At 60.2% G+C, this 13404-nt stretch carries 14 protein-coding genes; 3 read left to right on the top strand and 11 right to left on the bottom strand.

Annotated elements, in window-relative coordinates; all coding sequences use genetic code 11:
* Window positions 1-77: 77 nt before the first annotated feature.
* Together GN300_RS04830 and GN300_RS04825 are read right to left on the bottom strand one after the other, a co-directional pair.
* The gene (locus tag GN300_RS04830; RefSeq protein ID WP_054827128.1) at window positions 78-1559 is read right to left on the bottom strand and encodes an NAD(P)/FAD-dependent oxidoreductase; all 1482 of its coding nucleotides are present in this window, start codon (window positions 1557-1559) and stop codon (window positions 78-80) included.
* Window positions 1560-1635: 76 nt separating this feature from the next.
* The gene (locus tag GN300_RS04825; RefSeq protein WP_042452701.1) at window positions 1636-2094 is read right to left on the bottom strand and encodes a DUF5990 family protein; all 459 of its coding nucleotides are present in this window, start codon (window positions 2092-2094) and stop codon (window positions 1636-1638) included.
* A gap of 38 nt (window positions 2095-2132) precedes the next feature.
* Here GN300_RS04825 and GN300_RS04820 point away from each other — a divergent pair, with 38 nt between their 5' ends.
* Window positions 2133-3287: a lipase family protein gene (locus tag GN300_RS04820; RefSeq protein WP_063315825.1), complete on the top strand. Its 1155-nt coding sequence runs from the start codon at window positions 2133-2135 to the stop codon at window positions 3285-3287.
* A 33-nt stretch (window positions 3288-3320) separates the two neighbouring features.
* Here GN300_RS04820 and GN300_RS04815 read toward each other — a convergent pair whose 3' ends face one another.
* From GN300_RS04815 to GN300_RS04800, 4 genes are all read right to left on the bottom strand, one after another.
* Complete coding sequence (locus tag GN300_RS04815) at window positions 3321-3653, bottom strand: CD225/dispanin family protein (protein ID WP_007731480.1); 333 nt, start codon at window positions 3651-3653, stop codon at window positions 3321-3323.
* 179 nt (window positions 3654-3832) lie between these two features.
* Window positions 3833-4399 carry an FMN reductase gene (msuE, locus tag GN300_RS04810; RefSeq protein WP_007731485.1) on the bottom strand — a complete coding sequence of 189 codons (567 nt, stop codon included), beginning with the start codon at window positions 4397-4399 and terminating at the stop codon, window positions 3833-3835.
* Between the two features lie 8 nt (window positions 4400-4407).
* Window positions 4408-5466 (bottom strand): LLM class flavin-dependent oxidoreductase, encoded by a 1059-nt coding sequence (locus tag GN300_RS04805; RefSeq protein ID WP_063315826.1) that lies wholly within the window; start codon window positions 5464-5466, stop codon window positions 4408-4410.
* Between the two features lie 11 nt (window positions 5467-5477).
* Entirely contained in the window at window positions 5478-5981 is a 504-nt protein-coding gene (locus GN300_RS04800) for a MarR family winged helix-turn-helix transcriptional regulator (RefSeq protein WP_007731489.1), read from the bottom strand.
* 158 nt (window positions 5982-6139) lie between these two features.
* Between GN300_RS04800 and GN300_RS04795 the strand changes: the two genes are divergently transcribed.
* Window positions 6140-7438, top strand: coding sequence for an HNH endonuclease signature motif containing protein (locus GN300_RS04795; RefSeq protein WP_063315827.1), 1299 nt, complete (start codon window positions 6140-6142; stop codon window positions 7436-7438).
* 94 nt (window positions 7439-7532) lie between these two features.
* Here the strand turns inward: GN300_RS04795 and GN300_RS04790 are convergent, their stop codons facing one another.
* Entirely contained in the window at window positions 7533-8495 is a 963-nt protein-coding gene (locus GN300_RS04790; protein WP_063315828.1) for a sensor domain-containing diguanylate cyclase, read from the bottom strand.
* Between the two features lie 173 nt (window positions 8496-8668).
* On the opposite strand from GN300_RS04790, the gene GN300_RS04785 reads away from it, so the two are divergent.
* Window positions 8669-9937: a VWA domain-containing protein gene (locus tag GN300_RS04785; protein WP_063315829.1), complete on the top strand. Its 1269-nt coding sequence runs from the start codon at window positions 8669-8671 to the stop codon at window positions 9935-9937.
* A gap of 1 nt (window position 9938) precedes the next feature.
* On the opposite strand, the gene GN300_RS04780 is transcribed toward GN300_RS04785, so the two are convergent.
* The 4 genes from GN300_RS04780 to GN300_RS04765 all read right to left on the bottom strand — a co-directional run bounded on the left by GN300_RS04780 (window position 9939) and on the right by GN300_RS04765 (window position 13343).
* A complete protein-coding gene (locus GN300_RS04780; RefSeq protein ID WP_042922316.1) occupies window positions 9939-11030 on the bottom strand; it encodes an alpha/beta fold hydrolase in 1092 nt (363 codons plus the stop codon).
* A 170-nt stretch (window positions 11031-11200) separates the two neighbouring features.
* On the bottom strand, window positions 11201-11827 hold the full coding sequence (locus GN300_RS04775; protein WP_003940303.1) for a superoxide dismutase: 627 nt from the start codon (window positions 11825-11827) through the stop codon (window positions 11201-11203).
* Window positions 11820-12392, bottom strand: a complete 573-nt coding sequence (locus GN300_RS04770; protein ID WP_003940431.1) for a flavin reductase family protein — start codon at window positions 12390-12392, stop codon at window positions 11820-11822. The genes GN300_RS04775 and GN300_RS04770 overlap by 8 nt, the downstream gene beginning before the upstream one ends.
* Before the next feature lie 105 nt (window positions 12393-12497).
* Window positions 12498-13343 carry an LLM class F420-dependent oxidoreductase gene (locus GN300_RS04765; protein ID WP_063315830.1) on the bottom strand — a complete coding sequence of 282 codons (846 nt, stop codon included), beginning with the start codon at window positions 13341-13343 and terminating at the stop codon, window positions 12498-12500.
* Between the last annotated feature and the right edge of the window lie 61 nt (window positions 13344-13404).

The following is a 13404-nucleotide window of genomic DNA, read 5'->3' as shown; positions in this document are numbered from 1 at the left end:
AGGTTCGGGTGTGTTCTTTGTCGTCGGATCGATTGGTGGCTTCGCCCGATTGCTCTACCTGGTTGTTCGTGGTCCGCTCAACTCTTGCTCGGTACCGGTGTCGAATGTCGAGCTGGCGCCTTCGAGAACGTCATGTGGTCGTTGATGCTCCCGAACGTCGAGTGAAGACGATCAAGGATGTAGTTCTGACGCATGTTCCACGGTGACTTCGATCCCTGCTTCGGGAACTGTTCCACAGCACGCATGACGTACCCCGACGCCAGGTCCAGGATCGGCCGCTGGTCCATCTCTTCGCTCGCGTGCGGCACGCACTTCGAATAGCCGCGCTTGTCCATCTCCGTCAGCAGTCGGCAGACGTACATCGACGTGAGATCTGCTCGCAGAGTCCACGAGGCGTTGGTGTAGCCGACGCACATCGCGAAGTTCGGTACGTCGCTGATCATCATGCCCTTGTAGACGTAACGATCACCGAGGGTGACGGGTTCGCCGTCCACTTCGATCGACATCCCGCCGCACGCTTCCATCTTCAATCCTGTTGCAGTGACGATGATGTCAGCTTCGAGTTCGCGACCTGACGCGAGACGAATTCCGGTCTCGGTGAAAGTGTCGATGCGATCGGTCTCGATCGAGGCCTTGCCCGATCGGAGGGCTTTGAACAAATCGCCGTCCGGTACGACGCACAAGCGTTGATCCCAGGGATCGTAGGTGGGTGTGAAGTGAGGATCGAGTGGGATCTCTTCCGGGAGTTGGCGACTGATCGCGAGGTTCAGCAACCGCTTTGCACGCGCAGGACTGCGCCGGCACAGTTGGTAGAAACTCAGGTTCACTACGATGCTCTTCCATCGAGCGATGCTGTGCGCGAGTTGATTCGGCAGTACTGCGCGAATGGTGTCCGATAATTTGTCGCTGGACGGCAGAGCCAGAATGTATGTCGGTGATCGCTGGAGCATCGTGACGTGGCTTGCGTCCCGTGACATCGTGGGGACCAATGTGACTGCGGTGGCGCCGCTTCCGATCACAACGACCTTCTTGTCGGAGTAATCGAGTTCTTCGGGCCAGAACTGCGGGTGCACTACGTCGCCGCTGAATGATTCACGTCCAGGGAAGTCGGGGGTGTATCCGCCTTCGTAGCTGTAGTAACCACTGCACAGATAGAGGAAGTTGCAGGTCAGGGTTTCATCTTCGTCACCGGTCGTGACAGTGACCGTCCACGTCGAGTCCGCTGACGACCATGATGCGGCCGTCACCTTCCGGTTGTACCGAATCTTCTTGTCGATCCCGTTCTCTCGCGCGGTGTCGCGCACGTACCGGAGGATCGAATCACCGTCGGCGATTGCTTTGGCATCTGTCCACGGCCGAAACGGGTAGCCGAGCGTGAACATGTCGGAATCCGATCGGATGCCAGGGTATTTGAAGAGGTCCCAGGTTCCGCCACTGTTCGCACGGGCCTCGAGGATTGCGTACGACTTGCCGGGAAGCTCGGTCTGGAGTCGATACGCAGCACCGATGCCGGACAAGCCGGCGCCGACGATCAGGACATCGAGGTGTTCGGTGCTCATCAGTTCGGACTCCGTATCGATCGTGTGGGGCCACCGGGCAGACTAAGTGTTCGATCTCCACACTACTGAACGATGCTCAGTAAGGCGAGGATGACCATGTGATCGTCGGCGGTCGGATAGCCGCACACAGTGGTTTACCTGCGGCGTCGGTGAGGCCGAGGTCTCCGTGGAGCATGCCGGAAGCGTCGGCCTCCTCGGCGATGTGCTCGGGGATCGCGTCGAGCATCAGCTTTGCGCGCCGAAACATCTCGAACGTCTGGTCATCGGATACCGTCACCCAGGACAGGTAGATGAAGCGTCCGCGAGGTGGACCCTGGATGTATGGACCGAGTAAGTCCCAGGCACCGGACTTTCGCTCCAGACTCGCTGTCAGTTCCCATCGCACTGTCTCGGTATCTCCCGGTACGAGGTCGAGGATTTCGTGTGGCTTGCCTCGGCGCTGAACGCCGACGTGGATGTTGCTGCGCTCTTCGAAGGTTGCGGTTTCGGAACACTCACGTCCGGGCAGGCTGTGACCGGTGATGATGATCTGCATATCGACATCATGCTCTGCATAGGTCGGGAGGGGTTGGCGTGGTGAGTCGTTCGGGTAGAACCTTTGTTGCGGCCGTGGTGGCGAGCATTCTGTTGTCGGGTCTCGGGTGGGGGTCAGGTGTTGCAGTGGCGACGGCGGACGAACCGGAAGTCGCGGGCGCGCTGGAGTCCTATGGCGAACTCTCGGCCGCAGTGTTTCCGGTCGGCGCCGGTGAGACGCAGCGGGTCGTCTATCGAACTCTGCGTACCGCTGACAGATGGGGAGAGTCGTCAGGGTCCGTGTTTCTGCCGGAAGGCGCCCCACCGGCGGGCGGTTGGCCCGTCATCTCCTATGCCCACGGAACTTTGGGCAGTGCGGATCAGTGTGCACCCTCGTCGACCGGATTCGGTCCGGGCGAGATCGAACCGATCGAACGCTGGTTGGAGCAGGGGTACGCGGTGGTCGCTACCGACTACTCGGGAGTTGGTACCGACGGGGTGCTGGCCTATCTCGACGGACATGCCGCCGGGGCGAATGCCGTCGACATCGTGCGGGCCGCGCACGAGTTGTACGGCAATGTGCTGAGTCCGCGGTGGATGGTCGCGGGTTTGTCCGAAGGTGGTCATGCGGCGTACTTCGCGGGACACGATGCCACCACTCGTGCACCGGAATTGGATTTCCGTGGCTCGGTCGTCGTCGCAGGCCCCACACACATGGAAGGGCTGTTTCCGTTGGGCGGCCCGCTGTTTCCCGACATCGGTATCACCGGGCTGGTGGGATATGCGCTGTACGTCCTGGCCGGGATCGACGATCAACGACCCGAAGAGAACATTCGCGAGGTTCTCTCGCCGCAGGGGATCGAGTGGATGGAAAAGGCTCGGACACTGTGCGCCGGAGATCTCGGCCGACACATTCGAGCCGAACGAATCCAGTTGAGCTCGTTGTTTTCTCGGTCGGTATGGACGCCGCGCATGTACGACCTGTTCCGCGAGATGATGCAGGTGCCGGTCGACGGCTACGACCGTCCACTGCGCGTGGTGCAGAGCGTGTCGGACACAACGGTTCCTGTCGCCCTTACCTGGGCGCAACTGGTCGACATGCGTTCGCGGGGAACGCAGTTCGAGTATCAAGAACTCGCCGGAATCAGCCACGGTCAAACGACGGTCGCTTCGATGGACCAGACCATGGCGTTCGTCGATCGATTGATGAGGTGATGTCCTGGTGGTGTGGTTGTCCAGGGTGGCTGTTCAGCGCATACGCCGCGGACCGTAATCGTGGCCACCGTTGGCGAACCACACGATTGCCGCAATCGCGTACAGGATGCAGACCAGGAGTAGTAGGCCGCCTGCGATCCACAGCGAGATCTGACCGAGCCGTTTCACTCGATCGGACGCATACCGCGACCCGGCCACATCGCCGTCAGCCCACAGCGGATACACGTTGAAGGCGTGCGTGAAAGCGGAGAAGGAAAGCGGCCAGAAGAACAGCAGCGAGACCACTGCCCAGCCCGCATTGACGGGTGGTCGAATCGGGTGCTGAGGAACGGATTGCTGGACAGTGGGTTGATCCGGGGTGGTCATGGGGGCTCCTGACATGAGGTGGCCCTTTCGACGCTACTGCGATGGAGCTGAAGAATCACTGAAAAACGGTGTTCGGTGATGCGATGTGGATCAGCGGCGTAAGTGTGCTGGATCAGCCGCATTGCCAGTCGTGACCGCTGGTGGTGGTTCCGGGTCATTGTTGTGCAGACGAGGGGCGTTCACGTCAGCGCAACTCGATGCCGCTCCGCGAGCATCCTCGCTACCGGCAGGACGTCCTTTGCTGCCATCTCGATACGTTCGAATACCTCGGGATTGAGGATGGTCGTTCCGTCGAAATCACCTGAGCTGAGATAGATTCCGACCGGAGCGGTCAGCGCTTGGAAGAAAGCGAACAGTGGCCGCAGGGCATGATCCAACACGAGAGCATGGCGGTCGCTACCACCTGTAGCGGCAAGAATCACCGGAGTGTTGGCAAGCGCGTACTGGTCGACGAGATCGAAAAAATGCTTGAACATTCCCGTGTACGAACCGCGGAACACCGGTGACGCCGCGATGACGATATCGGCGGACTCGACTGCTGCCAGCGCTTCGGCGGTCACTGAGTCGACGTGATCGCGATCCAGAGCAGATGCAAGACCTGGAATCAGATCCACGATCTCGAAAACTCGTGTGTCGATCTGCTCGAAGTCTCCCAAGGTTTCGACGATCAGGTCGACGAGGGCACGAGTCTTGGAGGGTTTTTGAAGGTTGCCGACAACGGCAACAATTTTGAGCGGTGTGCTCATCGAAACTCCTATTTTTGGGACGACTTCAGTGATTCGATTTCCTTACGCACAACGGGGGCTACTTCGGTGCCGAGGATCTCGATCGCACGCAGCATGTCCCTCTGTGGCACGTTGCCGAACCCCATCTGGATCATGATCCGGTCATGATGGAACAGTTCGTACTGCGCCATCGTCTTGTCGATGATTTCCTGCGGGCCGCCGAGGAAGAACGCACCCGCGGTGGTTGCCTGCGCTTCATATGCCCTGCGCGGCATGGGAACTCCGTTTCCGCGCTGATGATGATTCTGCATCCACCCGGCCTGGAAGTACGGGTACGACGTGTCGAGTGCTGTTTGCTTCGAGGTATCGACAAATCCTGGCGAAGCAATCGAGACAGCCAGTTTCTTCGGATCGTGTCCGAACTCCGCTGCAGCCCTGCGGTATAGATCGACGAACGGTTCGAACTGTTGGTAACTTCCACCGATGATGGCCAGTGAGAGGGGCAGGCCTAGTTTCGCGGCACGGACGACAGAGGCCGGAGTACCTCCGACTGCGATCCACACCGGAATCTGACGGTCCGGGCGGGGCGTCACGTCACCGTCGATCAGTGGTGGGCGAAGTTGTCCTTCCCAGTTGATCGGGTTCTCGTCGCGCAGTTTCAGTAGTAGATCAAGCTTTTCGGCGAAGAGTTCGTTGTACTGGGACAAGTCGTACCCGAAGAGCGGAAATGACTCCGTGTACGAACCTCGGCCGGCAATGATCTCGGCACGGCCTTCGGAAAGCAGGTCGACTGTCGCGAACTGTTGGAACACACGTACGGGATCGTCGGAACTGAGTACGGTTACGGCGCTGGACAGCTTGATGTTGTCGGTAGCCTGAGCCATTGCCGCGAGCACAACGGCAGGGGCTGAGACTGCGAAGTCGGTGCGATGGTGCTCGCCGACGCCGAAGACATCGAGTCCAACCTGATCGGCAACGGTTGCCTGCTCCACCAAATGACGAAGGTGGACACCGGGATTCATCATCGCGCCGGTGGTGGGGTCTGGGGTGAGTTCACCGAAATGGTAGACGCCCAATTCGAAAGCCATGTTGTTTCTCGCTATCTGTTCGTGGGGGTGATGGAAAGCTGTTCTACGTGCGCATCGCATGCGCCGCCTTGATTCGTGTGATGTGTGGCAAGTCGGGAGAAGAAGCGTTCGAGTACCGGAAGCTCCTCGGTTTCAATGAGATCGGAGAAGTATTCGGCGATCCCTCGCGTGTGTATGGCGGACGCTTTTCGAAGCGTCTTCTTGCCCGCAGGCGTCATCGATACCGTCACGACGCGTCGATCGTTGTCCGGTCTAACGCGCTCCACTAATCCGGCCTCGACCAATCGATCGACGACGCGCGTCACGCCACTGGTGGTGACCAGGACCAGTTCGGCCAGATCGCCCATTCGGATCGTGTTTCCCGGAGCTTCGTGCAGTCGGAGCAGAACGTCGTACTGGCCAAGGGTGAGTCCGGTGGTGGTTCGAAGGTCCGCCTCCATCTTGCCGAGGATGACGCTGTGGGAGACGACGAGGTCGCGCCACACACGACCACGTACGTGTTCATCAGTTGTCATCGGTGACGCCCTCCATTTATTTGCGACCGCAAGTATTGCTTACTCAAATAATACGCGTGTGACGGTCGAACTATTCCCTGCTCTTATTTGCGCTGGTAGCGAGGTATTGACTCGAACGCATGTTCGAGTATGATTTGGGGAGGGGATCGGGGGATTCAATGAGTGTTTGTCTGTCGGACGTGGTGTCTGGTTCTGCGGTGGGGTTACGCGGACGGTTGTGGCGGTTGACTGCTGCTGAGTTGCGCGCTGCTGCGGTGTCGGCGAGTGCGGAGATTCTGCGCCTGGAAGCCGTTCGTGTGGCGGTGGTCGACGAACTGTCGTTGCGCCCGGATGATCAGGTGATTGCGAGCCGCGGTGTGGGTGCGTGGTTGGCGGCGAACACGATGCTGCAGGTTCGGGACGGGAAGAAGATCGCCGCCCTGGGTGCAGCTTTGCGGCCGTTTCCGGCGGTGGCTGCTCGGTTCGATGGCGGGGATTGCTCGTTCGAGCATGCCGTGTTGATCGTGGCGTTCTGTGAGTCACCGCCGAAGGGGATGCCGGAGGAGGCGCTACCGAAGTGCATCGATTTGTTGTTGGCTGCGGCATCGGGGGTGGAGGCGACGACCACGAAGGTGCGGAACGTGATCGCGACCTTGGAGCGGTTGTTCGAGTCCGATGAGATCCCGCCCGCCGAGGATGTCGATCTCAACGAGTTGCGGATCGCGTCGACATTGAACGGTCGGGTGGTGGTGCGCGGTGATTTCGATGCCCTCACCGGTGAAATGTTGTTGTCGGCGTTGTCGAATCTGACGATGCCGACCCCGGCGCCGGACGGAACCCCGGATTCTAGGTCGGCGGCGAAACGCACGGCGGACGGGTTCAGCGAACTGATCCGCCGCTATCTGGACTGTGCCAAGACCGGAACCGATGGTGGCCAGCGCCCGCACGTGAACGTGCACATCAACGCGCGTGATCTCGCTGAGCATCGAGATTGCGCCGCCGCGCCCTCCGATGGTGAAGAGTCTCCGTCTGATCTTGATGTCGGGCACATGCCGTGGCTGGGACCGCTGTCGGTGTCGCAGAGCAGGCTTCTCGGCTGCGACTGTTTCCTGTCGACCGTTCTGCTCGACGGTCACGGGGCGCCGCTCGATGCGAAACCAGGGAAGAGGTTGGTCACCGCCGAACAACGGACTGCGTTGATTGCCCGAGACAGAGGCTGTGCGTTCCCGGGTTGCACATGTGTACCGGCGTGGACCGATGCGCACCATATCCGGCACTGGGCGAATGGTGGCCCGACGGTGATGAACAACCTGGTCCTGCTGTGCCGTTCACACCACCGGCTGATGCACCGAAAATCAGGGTTCGTCGGGAAATGGGAAATCCGAATCGGAGTCGACAACAAACCCTGGTTCATCCCGCCGCCCTCGATCGACCCCGGACAGCAACCCAGGCCGGCGAACACCACCTTCAAAACCTGAGAGGTCAAACCTCTTTGGCGACAACAGAACACGGACCGAGCACCGCATCGAAGGAGACCTCGATGCGGTGCCAACCGGCCGTGGAGGAGTCGAATCAGTGCTTCGAGCGCTTGTGGCGGTACATCTCCGCATCGGCCGTATCCCAAGTCTCGGAAAGGCTTTGGGTCATGGAAAAGTCGGCTCGACCGATCGAACAACAGACGTCGGCATTCCGGAACGCCCTCTCCAAACACTCGAGCAGGTAGTCGACGGCGCGCGGCTGTGTATCGGGCAGAGCGATTCCGAACTCGTCTCCGCCCAACCGTGAAACCACCGCACCAGGGTGCGCGCACGCTGCCAAGATCTTGCCGGCCCTTTGAACGTATTCGTCGCCCGCGGCGTGGCCGAGTTCGTCGTTGATGGTCTTCATGCCGTCCAGATCGACGATGATGATAGCTCCCGGATCGGCGAATTGGCGGTACCGAGTTTGCTCGGCCTCGAGGATGCGATTCCACCCGCGCCGATTGAGAAGACCTGTCAACGGGTCGGTCTCGGCATCGAGTTGCGCAGTTTCGGCCAGTCGGACTGACTGCGCGCGCTGATAGTCGACATCGAGAATGGTTCCGAGAAGTCGGCACAGGAGATTGAGGAGGGCCAGGTTGTCCTCGAGTGCGGAGTCGCCCGCACTCGGGTCGGCGCCACACAGAGTGCCGAAGAGACTGCCGTCGTTGTGGAGGATTGGGATGCTGACGTATGCGCCAATGCCTTCCCACCTGCCATCACGGGACAGTGCGCGCACGAGCGCCCGATTCGAAGAGACTGGCGGCGCATTTCCGAGTACCACCTCGCTGCACATGGTGTTTGGCCAAGCCCGGGTCTCGCCGACTTCGATGTGGAGTGGGTTGGGTGAGACGGTGAGAAAGATTTGATTGGACCCGTCGAACCGCGTGATCGACCACAGTGCCAGCGGAAGATATTCGTCGAGGTAGGACACGACCGAGCGACTTGCGTCGTCGAAATTCGTCAAAGGTGGCAAGAGTGGCAACATCGGGATGGTGCGCGTCTGGCCGTGCGGCATTTTGACCTCCTGATCGACCCTAGGATTCTGTCGATGTTCAGGCTCTTGGTCCCGCGTGCGACAAATCTTCCACGAACAGTCTGCCTCGAGAATCCTCGCGATTGCTGAAAGTGTGCTGTGATTCTTCCGACCGCGGGGCCGTTGATTCTTTGGTGGCCAGCTAATCTTCCGGTATGGAGCTGGCGCGTGGAGCGAACACAGTCGTTGAGGGAACTTCGCTGAAGGTGGCGGTGAACGGTAGCGCCCCGGGCACGGTAGACCTGATGGTGTTCCAGCTCGACGAACGGAACGAAGTACGGGACGACGCAGATTTTGTCTTCTTCAATCAGCCGGTCTCACCCGAAGGCGCGGTGCGCTTGGAGTCCGGCGGCGTCATCGAAATCGACATTGCGAGGTTGCCCGCTGACATCCATCAGCTGAGTGTTGCCGTGGCACTTGATGCGGCGGCAAACGGAACCCTGTCTGCTGTCGGGGGCCTTGGGGTCGTGGTGGAGCAGGTTGGTTCCACCGCCATCGCGGCTCAGGCTTTGGGGTTGACGAGTGAGAGAGCAGCGGTTCTCGTCGAGATCTATCGCCGCGGCACGGGCTGGAAGCTGCGAAACGTGTCAGCTGGCTGGGACAGCGGATTGGCGGACCTGGTAACAGCATTCGGCGTTTCGGTCGACGAGGAACCGCCGGCTCGACCCGCCGGCTCTGCTGAATCGACAGGCGGTATCCGGACCGTGCCCGACGAAGCCAAACTCTCCATGGTGAAGCGGGAGAAGCTGGACCTCCGAAAGGGCGAAGTGGCCAAGGTCCTGCTGACCAAGGGTGGCAACGGAATTCGGGCACGGGTGGTCCTGGTGATCGACAAAACCGGAAGTATGGCCAAGCAGTACCGCACCAGAGTGGTGCATCGTGTTGTCGAACGCATGATTCCCGTTGCGATCCAACTCGATGACGACGGCAAGCTGGAGCCGTACTTGTATGCAGTCAGCTTCGTCAAACTCCCCGAGATCTCTGTCCATGACGCGGAAGAGTGGTCGGATACCTACCTGCACTTGCGCGGCTCGCACGGCGGATTCAACTATGACAAGATCGGCGCCGCAAATCGTGAAGTGCCGATCATGACTGAGATTCTTTCCGGCCTGACACGTGGTTCGGCGCCGACGCTCGTCCTGTTCTTCACCGACGGTGGCTTCAGCGAGCGCAAGGAAATCACGAAATTGATGCGCGAAGCGTCTGGGCTCCCGGCCTTTTGGCAGTTCGTCGGAATCGGCAAGGCCAACTACGGAGTGCTGGAGAAGCTCGACGACCTCGACGGCAGGGTGGTCGACAATGCCGGATTCTTCGCGCTGGACGACATCGACACCGTCGACGACGCCCAGTTGTACACCCGTTTGCTGAGTGAATTCCCGGATTGGCACAAGGCAGCTGTAGCCGCGGGCATCACAACGCCGTGATTTAGCTGGTCGAAACCAACTGCGGTGCATTCTCTTTCAAGAATTCGTCGATGTGCGCCCAGGTGGAGTCTCTCGCGGTGGGGCCGGCAACGAGCCCGAGGTGACTTCCCGGCGCCTTCTCGAACCGGACCGACGGCGCGCCGGTGAGGACCGACGTGATCGCTTCCACCGAAGCGATGGGTGCAATCACGTCAGTGGTGCCGCCGACCGCGAGAACGGGAACGCTCAGAGCTGACAGTTTGATCTCGCGTCCGGCAAGCGTGACGGCGTCGTTGTAGAGATTGTTGCCGAGCATGAGTTGTTCGCAGATCTGCTGAAAAGCCTTGCCAGGGTATCCAGGCATGGCTGCCATGAACTTGTCTATCGATTCCATGCGAGCCAGTGTCTCGGTGTTGTGGAGGTTGCGCATGATGAACCATGGCTTGAGAACTTCGCGCTGCAACGCCGTCACCTTGTAACTCGCCTGAACGAGTGGAGCAGGTAGTCCGCCGACAAGATTGGTCGCGGACGTGAGTGGGGTGTCACCCGTGTATTTGCCGATCAGCCTCAAGGGGCTGATAGCGGGAATCTTCGTGTAATCGATTGGCGTTCCGATTGCCGTGATCGATGCGATCGGCAGGTCGGAGTGAGCGGAGCCCGTGAGCAGAGACATGGTCCCGCCGAGGCTCCACCCGATCAGCGAAACCGGTGCGCCGTCATGTAGGTCCGAGATCGTACGGATCGCTTCCGGGATGATGTCGTCGACCCAGGCCTCGAAACCCATCCCGCGGTCGGAGTACCGCATGGTCCCGTAGTCGAGGAGGTAGGGCGTGTTCGCCCCATCCAGTAGGTGCGCGGCGAGGCTTTGGCCCGCACGAAGGTCGTAACAGTCGGCTGAAACCGCGAGGGGCGGTACGAGGAGAACCGGATTACCTCTTGGCCTCCACAATGCGCCGAAGCGATACAGATCGCGGTGTGGACCTTCGCTGATCAGTACGGACGGGGTGCGTTCGGTCTTCTCGACACCGTCGCCGAACGAGAGTCCCCATGCATTGCGTGCTGCGGTGTCCAGCGTCGGACGCCACGTCGCGATCAAACCACTGATATCGAGCACTGGTTCCCCTCGGAGTCGAATCGGCGGACGGCCGAGTCAGCCGCGCTCGGTGTATGTTACCTGCCTTCACATACATCGATCTCGGGGGTGTAAAAACCCAGCTCGGCAACGGAGCCACCGTGCCGAGCTGGGCTGATCGGGGTGATATGGCAGTGATCGGGTGGGGACGATCAGGCGGGGACGATCAAGCCGGTCGAGGCTGTGGCCGTCGCGTATCGCTGTGCAACGTCTTCCCAGTTGATGACGTTCCAGTAGGCCTTCACGTAGTCGGCCTTGACGTTCTTGTACTGCAGGTAGAAGGCGTGCTCCCACATGTCGAGCATGAGCAACGGAACGATACCGATGCTGATGTTGCCTTGCTGGTCGGTGAGCTGCTCGATGACCAGGCGCTGCCCGACCGTGTCGTAGGCCAGTACCGCCCAGCCGGACCCCTGCAAAGTGGTTGCTACAGCGGAGAAGTGGTTGACGAATGCGTCGAAGGTGCCGAAGTGCTCGTCGATTGCGGCTGCCAACTCGCCCTCTGGCCGCTCACCGCCGTTGGGGGAGAGGTTCTTCCAGAAGATGGAGTGATTGGTGTGGCCGCCGAGGTGGAAGGCGAGGTTCTTGCTGAGCAGCGGCGCCTTCGCGGTGATCGTGCCGTCTTCGCGCGCAGCAGCCAACTGCTCGATTGCGCTGTTGGCGCCCGCCACGTACGTGGCGTGGTGCTTGCTGTGGTGCAGTTCCATGATCTCGCCGGAGATGTGCGGTTCGAGAGCGGCGTAGTCGTAATCCAGTTCGGGGAGAACGTATTCAGTCATGTGACATGCCTTCCTTTGAGGAAATGTTGTGAGTCGAGAGATTTCGATAGGTTCGATTGTGATAGACGAGCGGCGCTGACACGTGCTGCGGATCGATGACGTCGACGACGCGTGCAGTGACGATCACTGCGGCGCCACATGTAGTGGCATTCAAGGGAACCGCACGCAGGGCGTGGCCTGTCCCATGTAGGAACGGTTCACCCGTCGAGAGAAACGACCAGGGCATATCGTCTCCGAAGCGCACAGCGCCGCGGGTTGCGAACGTGGAAGCCAGTCGTTCGTTCGCCGAATTTGCCAGGTGAACAACAAAACTGCGGGCGGAAGCAATGACGCTCGCAGAACCACGCAACGACTGCAGTGAGAACGCCAGAACTGCCGGATCGGCGCTGATCGAGATCACCGACGACGACGTGATGCCGGCCGGGCCGTCATCGCCCGTTGCGGTAATGATCGAGACGCCGGCGGGATGGTTCCGGAACGCCTCGACGAAGGAGTTTCGGATGGACGGCTCCGCATCAACAGAGTCGTCCGAAACAGATTGGGTGCCAACCAGTTTTGTGGTCACTCCTCGCCCCTCTTCTGTCTCGGGTTTTGCTGCCGTTGCACTGTCTTGTGCAATACCGACGTTAAAACCTCGAGTGCAGTTGAGGTCAAGATGCTGTGGCGGACCTCACCGTCCGAGCTTGGCTGCCAGACGTTCCATGTATCCGACAACCTCTTCGGGGCTCTTGTCCGGAGTGCCGAACATTGCTTCGGTGACACCGATGTCTGCCCAGTGGGCGAGCTTCTCCGGATCGGGTTTGCCTGCCAGGACGGTTATTTCAGGCTCGCCGACTCTACCTGCTTCGGCCCAGATCTTTCGGAGCAGTTCCACGTTTCCGTCGATCTCCTGCTCGATGGGTGTGGTGATCCACCCGTCGGCAGACTTTGCGATCCACTTGAAAGTCTTCTCGTTGCCGCCGCCGCCCAAGAGGATAGAAGGACGGGGCTTCTGAACTGGTTTGGGCCACGCCCAGCTGGGTCCGTACTTCACGAATTGGCCGTCGTACGACGCTTCTTCCTTCGACCACAGTTCGCCCATGGCTTCGAGATACTCGCGGAGTGCGGTCCGGCGTTTGTTGGGCGGTACGCCGTGGTCGGCGAGTTCCTCTGCATTCCAGCCGAATCCGACGCCGAAGACCACGCGTCCGCCGGAAAGATGGTCCAGCGATGCGATGGTTTTCGCGAGAGTGATCGGATCGTGTTCGAGGGGGAGGGCCACGGAGGTGCCCAATCGGATGGTGTTCGTGACCGACGCGGCGGTGCCGAGGGCAACCCAGGGGTCGAGTGTGCGCATGTAACGGTCGTCGGGCAATTCTGCCGACTGGGTTCCGGGGTGATCGGAATCCCTCGAGACGGGGATGTGAGTGTGCTCCGGAACGTAAAAGGCGTCGAATCCATTCGCCTCCGCAGCCTTTGCTGCATCGGCAGGGCGGATGCCGCGATCACTGGTGAACAGGCTGAGTCCGTAGCGCACTGGTTCTCCTTCGATGGTCCGTCGAAAAACTGTAACCTGTTGCATCTTCGTTCGGATAGGT

Origin of the sequence: Rhodococcus sp. Ni2, from assembly GCF_021352185.1 — a bacterium.
In the GTDB taxonomy this organism is placed as follows: domain Bacteria; phylum Actinomycetota; class Actinomycetes; order Mycobacteriales; family Mycobacteriaceae; genus Rhodococcus_F; species Rhodococcus_F qingshengii.
The sequence above is the reverse complement of the archived record's forward strand: the minus strand, read 5'-3'. Positions and strand labels throughout refer to the sequence as shown.

Excerpts from the sequence above, each read along its gene's own strand:
- msuE (WP_007731485.1), bottom strand. The coding sequence starts at position 4,399 with ATGAGCACACCGCTCAAAATTGTTGCCGTTGTCGGCAACCTTCAAAAA.
- GN300_RS04800 (WP_007731489.1), bottom strand. The coding sequence starts at position 5,981 with ATGACAACTGATGAACACGTACGTGGTCGTGTGTGGCGCGACCTCGTC.
- GN300_RS04825 (WP_042452701.1), bottom strand. The coding sequence starts at position 2,094 with ATGCAGATCATCATCACCGGTCACAGCCTGCCCGGACGTGAGTGTTCC.
- GN300_RS04785 (WP_063315829.1), top strand. The coding sequence starts at position 8,669 with ATGGAGCTGGCGCGTGGAGCGAACACAGTCGTTGAGGGAACTTCGCTG.
- GN300_RS04795 (WP_063315827.1), top strand. The coding sequence starts at position 6,140 with ATGAGTGTTTGTCTGTCGGACGTGGTGTCTGGTTCTGCGGTGGGGTTA.
- GN300_RS04790 (WP_063315828.1), bottom strand. The coding sequence starts at position 8,495 with ATGCCGCACGGCCAGACGCGCACCATCCCGATGTTGCCACTCTTGCCA.
- GN300_RS04830 (WP_054827128.1), bottom strand. The coding sequence starts at position 1,559 with ATGAGCACCGAACACCTCGATGTCCTGATCGTCGGCGCCGGCTTGTCC.
- GN300_RS04805 (WP_063315826.1), bottom strand. The coding sequence starts at position 5,466 with ATGGCTTTCGAATTGGGCGTCTACCATTTCGGTGAACTCACCCCAGAC.
- GN300_RS04815 (WP_007731480.1), bottom strand. The coding sequence starts at position 3,653 with ATGACCACCCCGGATCAACCCACTGTCCAGCAATCCGTTCCTCAGCAC.
- GN300_RS04775 (WP_003940303.1), bottom strand. The coding sequence starts at position 11,827 with ATGACTGAATACGTTCTCCCCGAACTGGATTACGACTACGCCGCTCTC.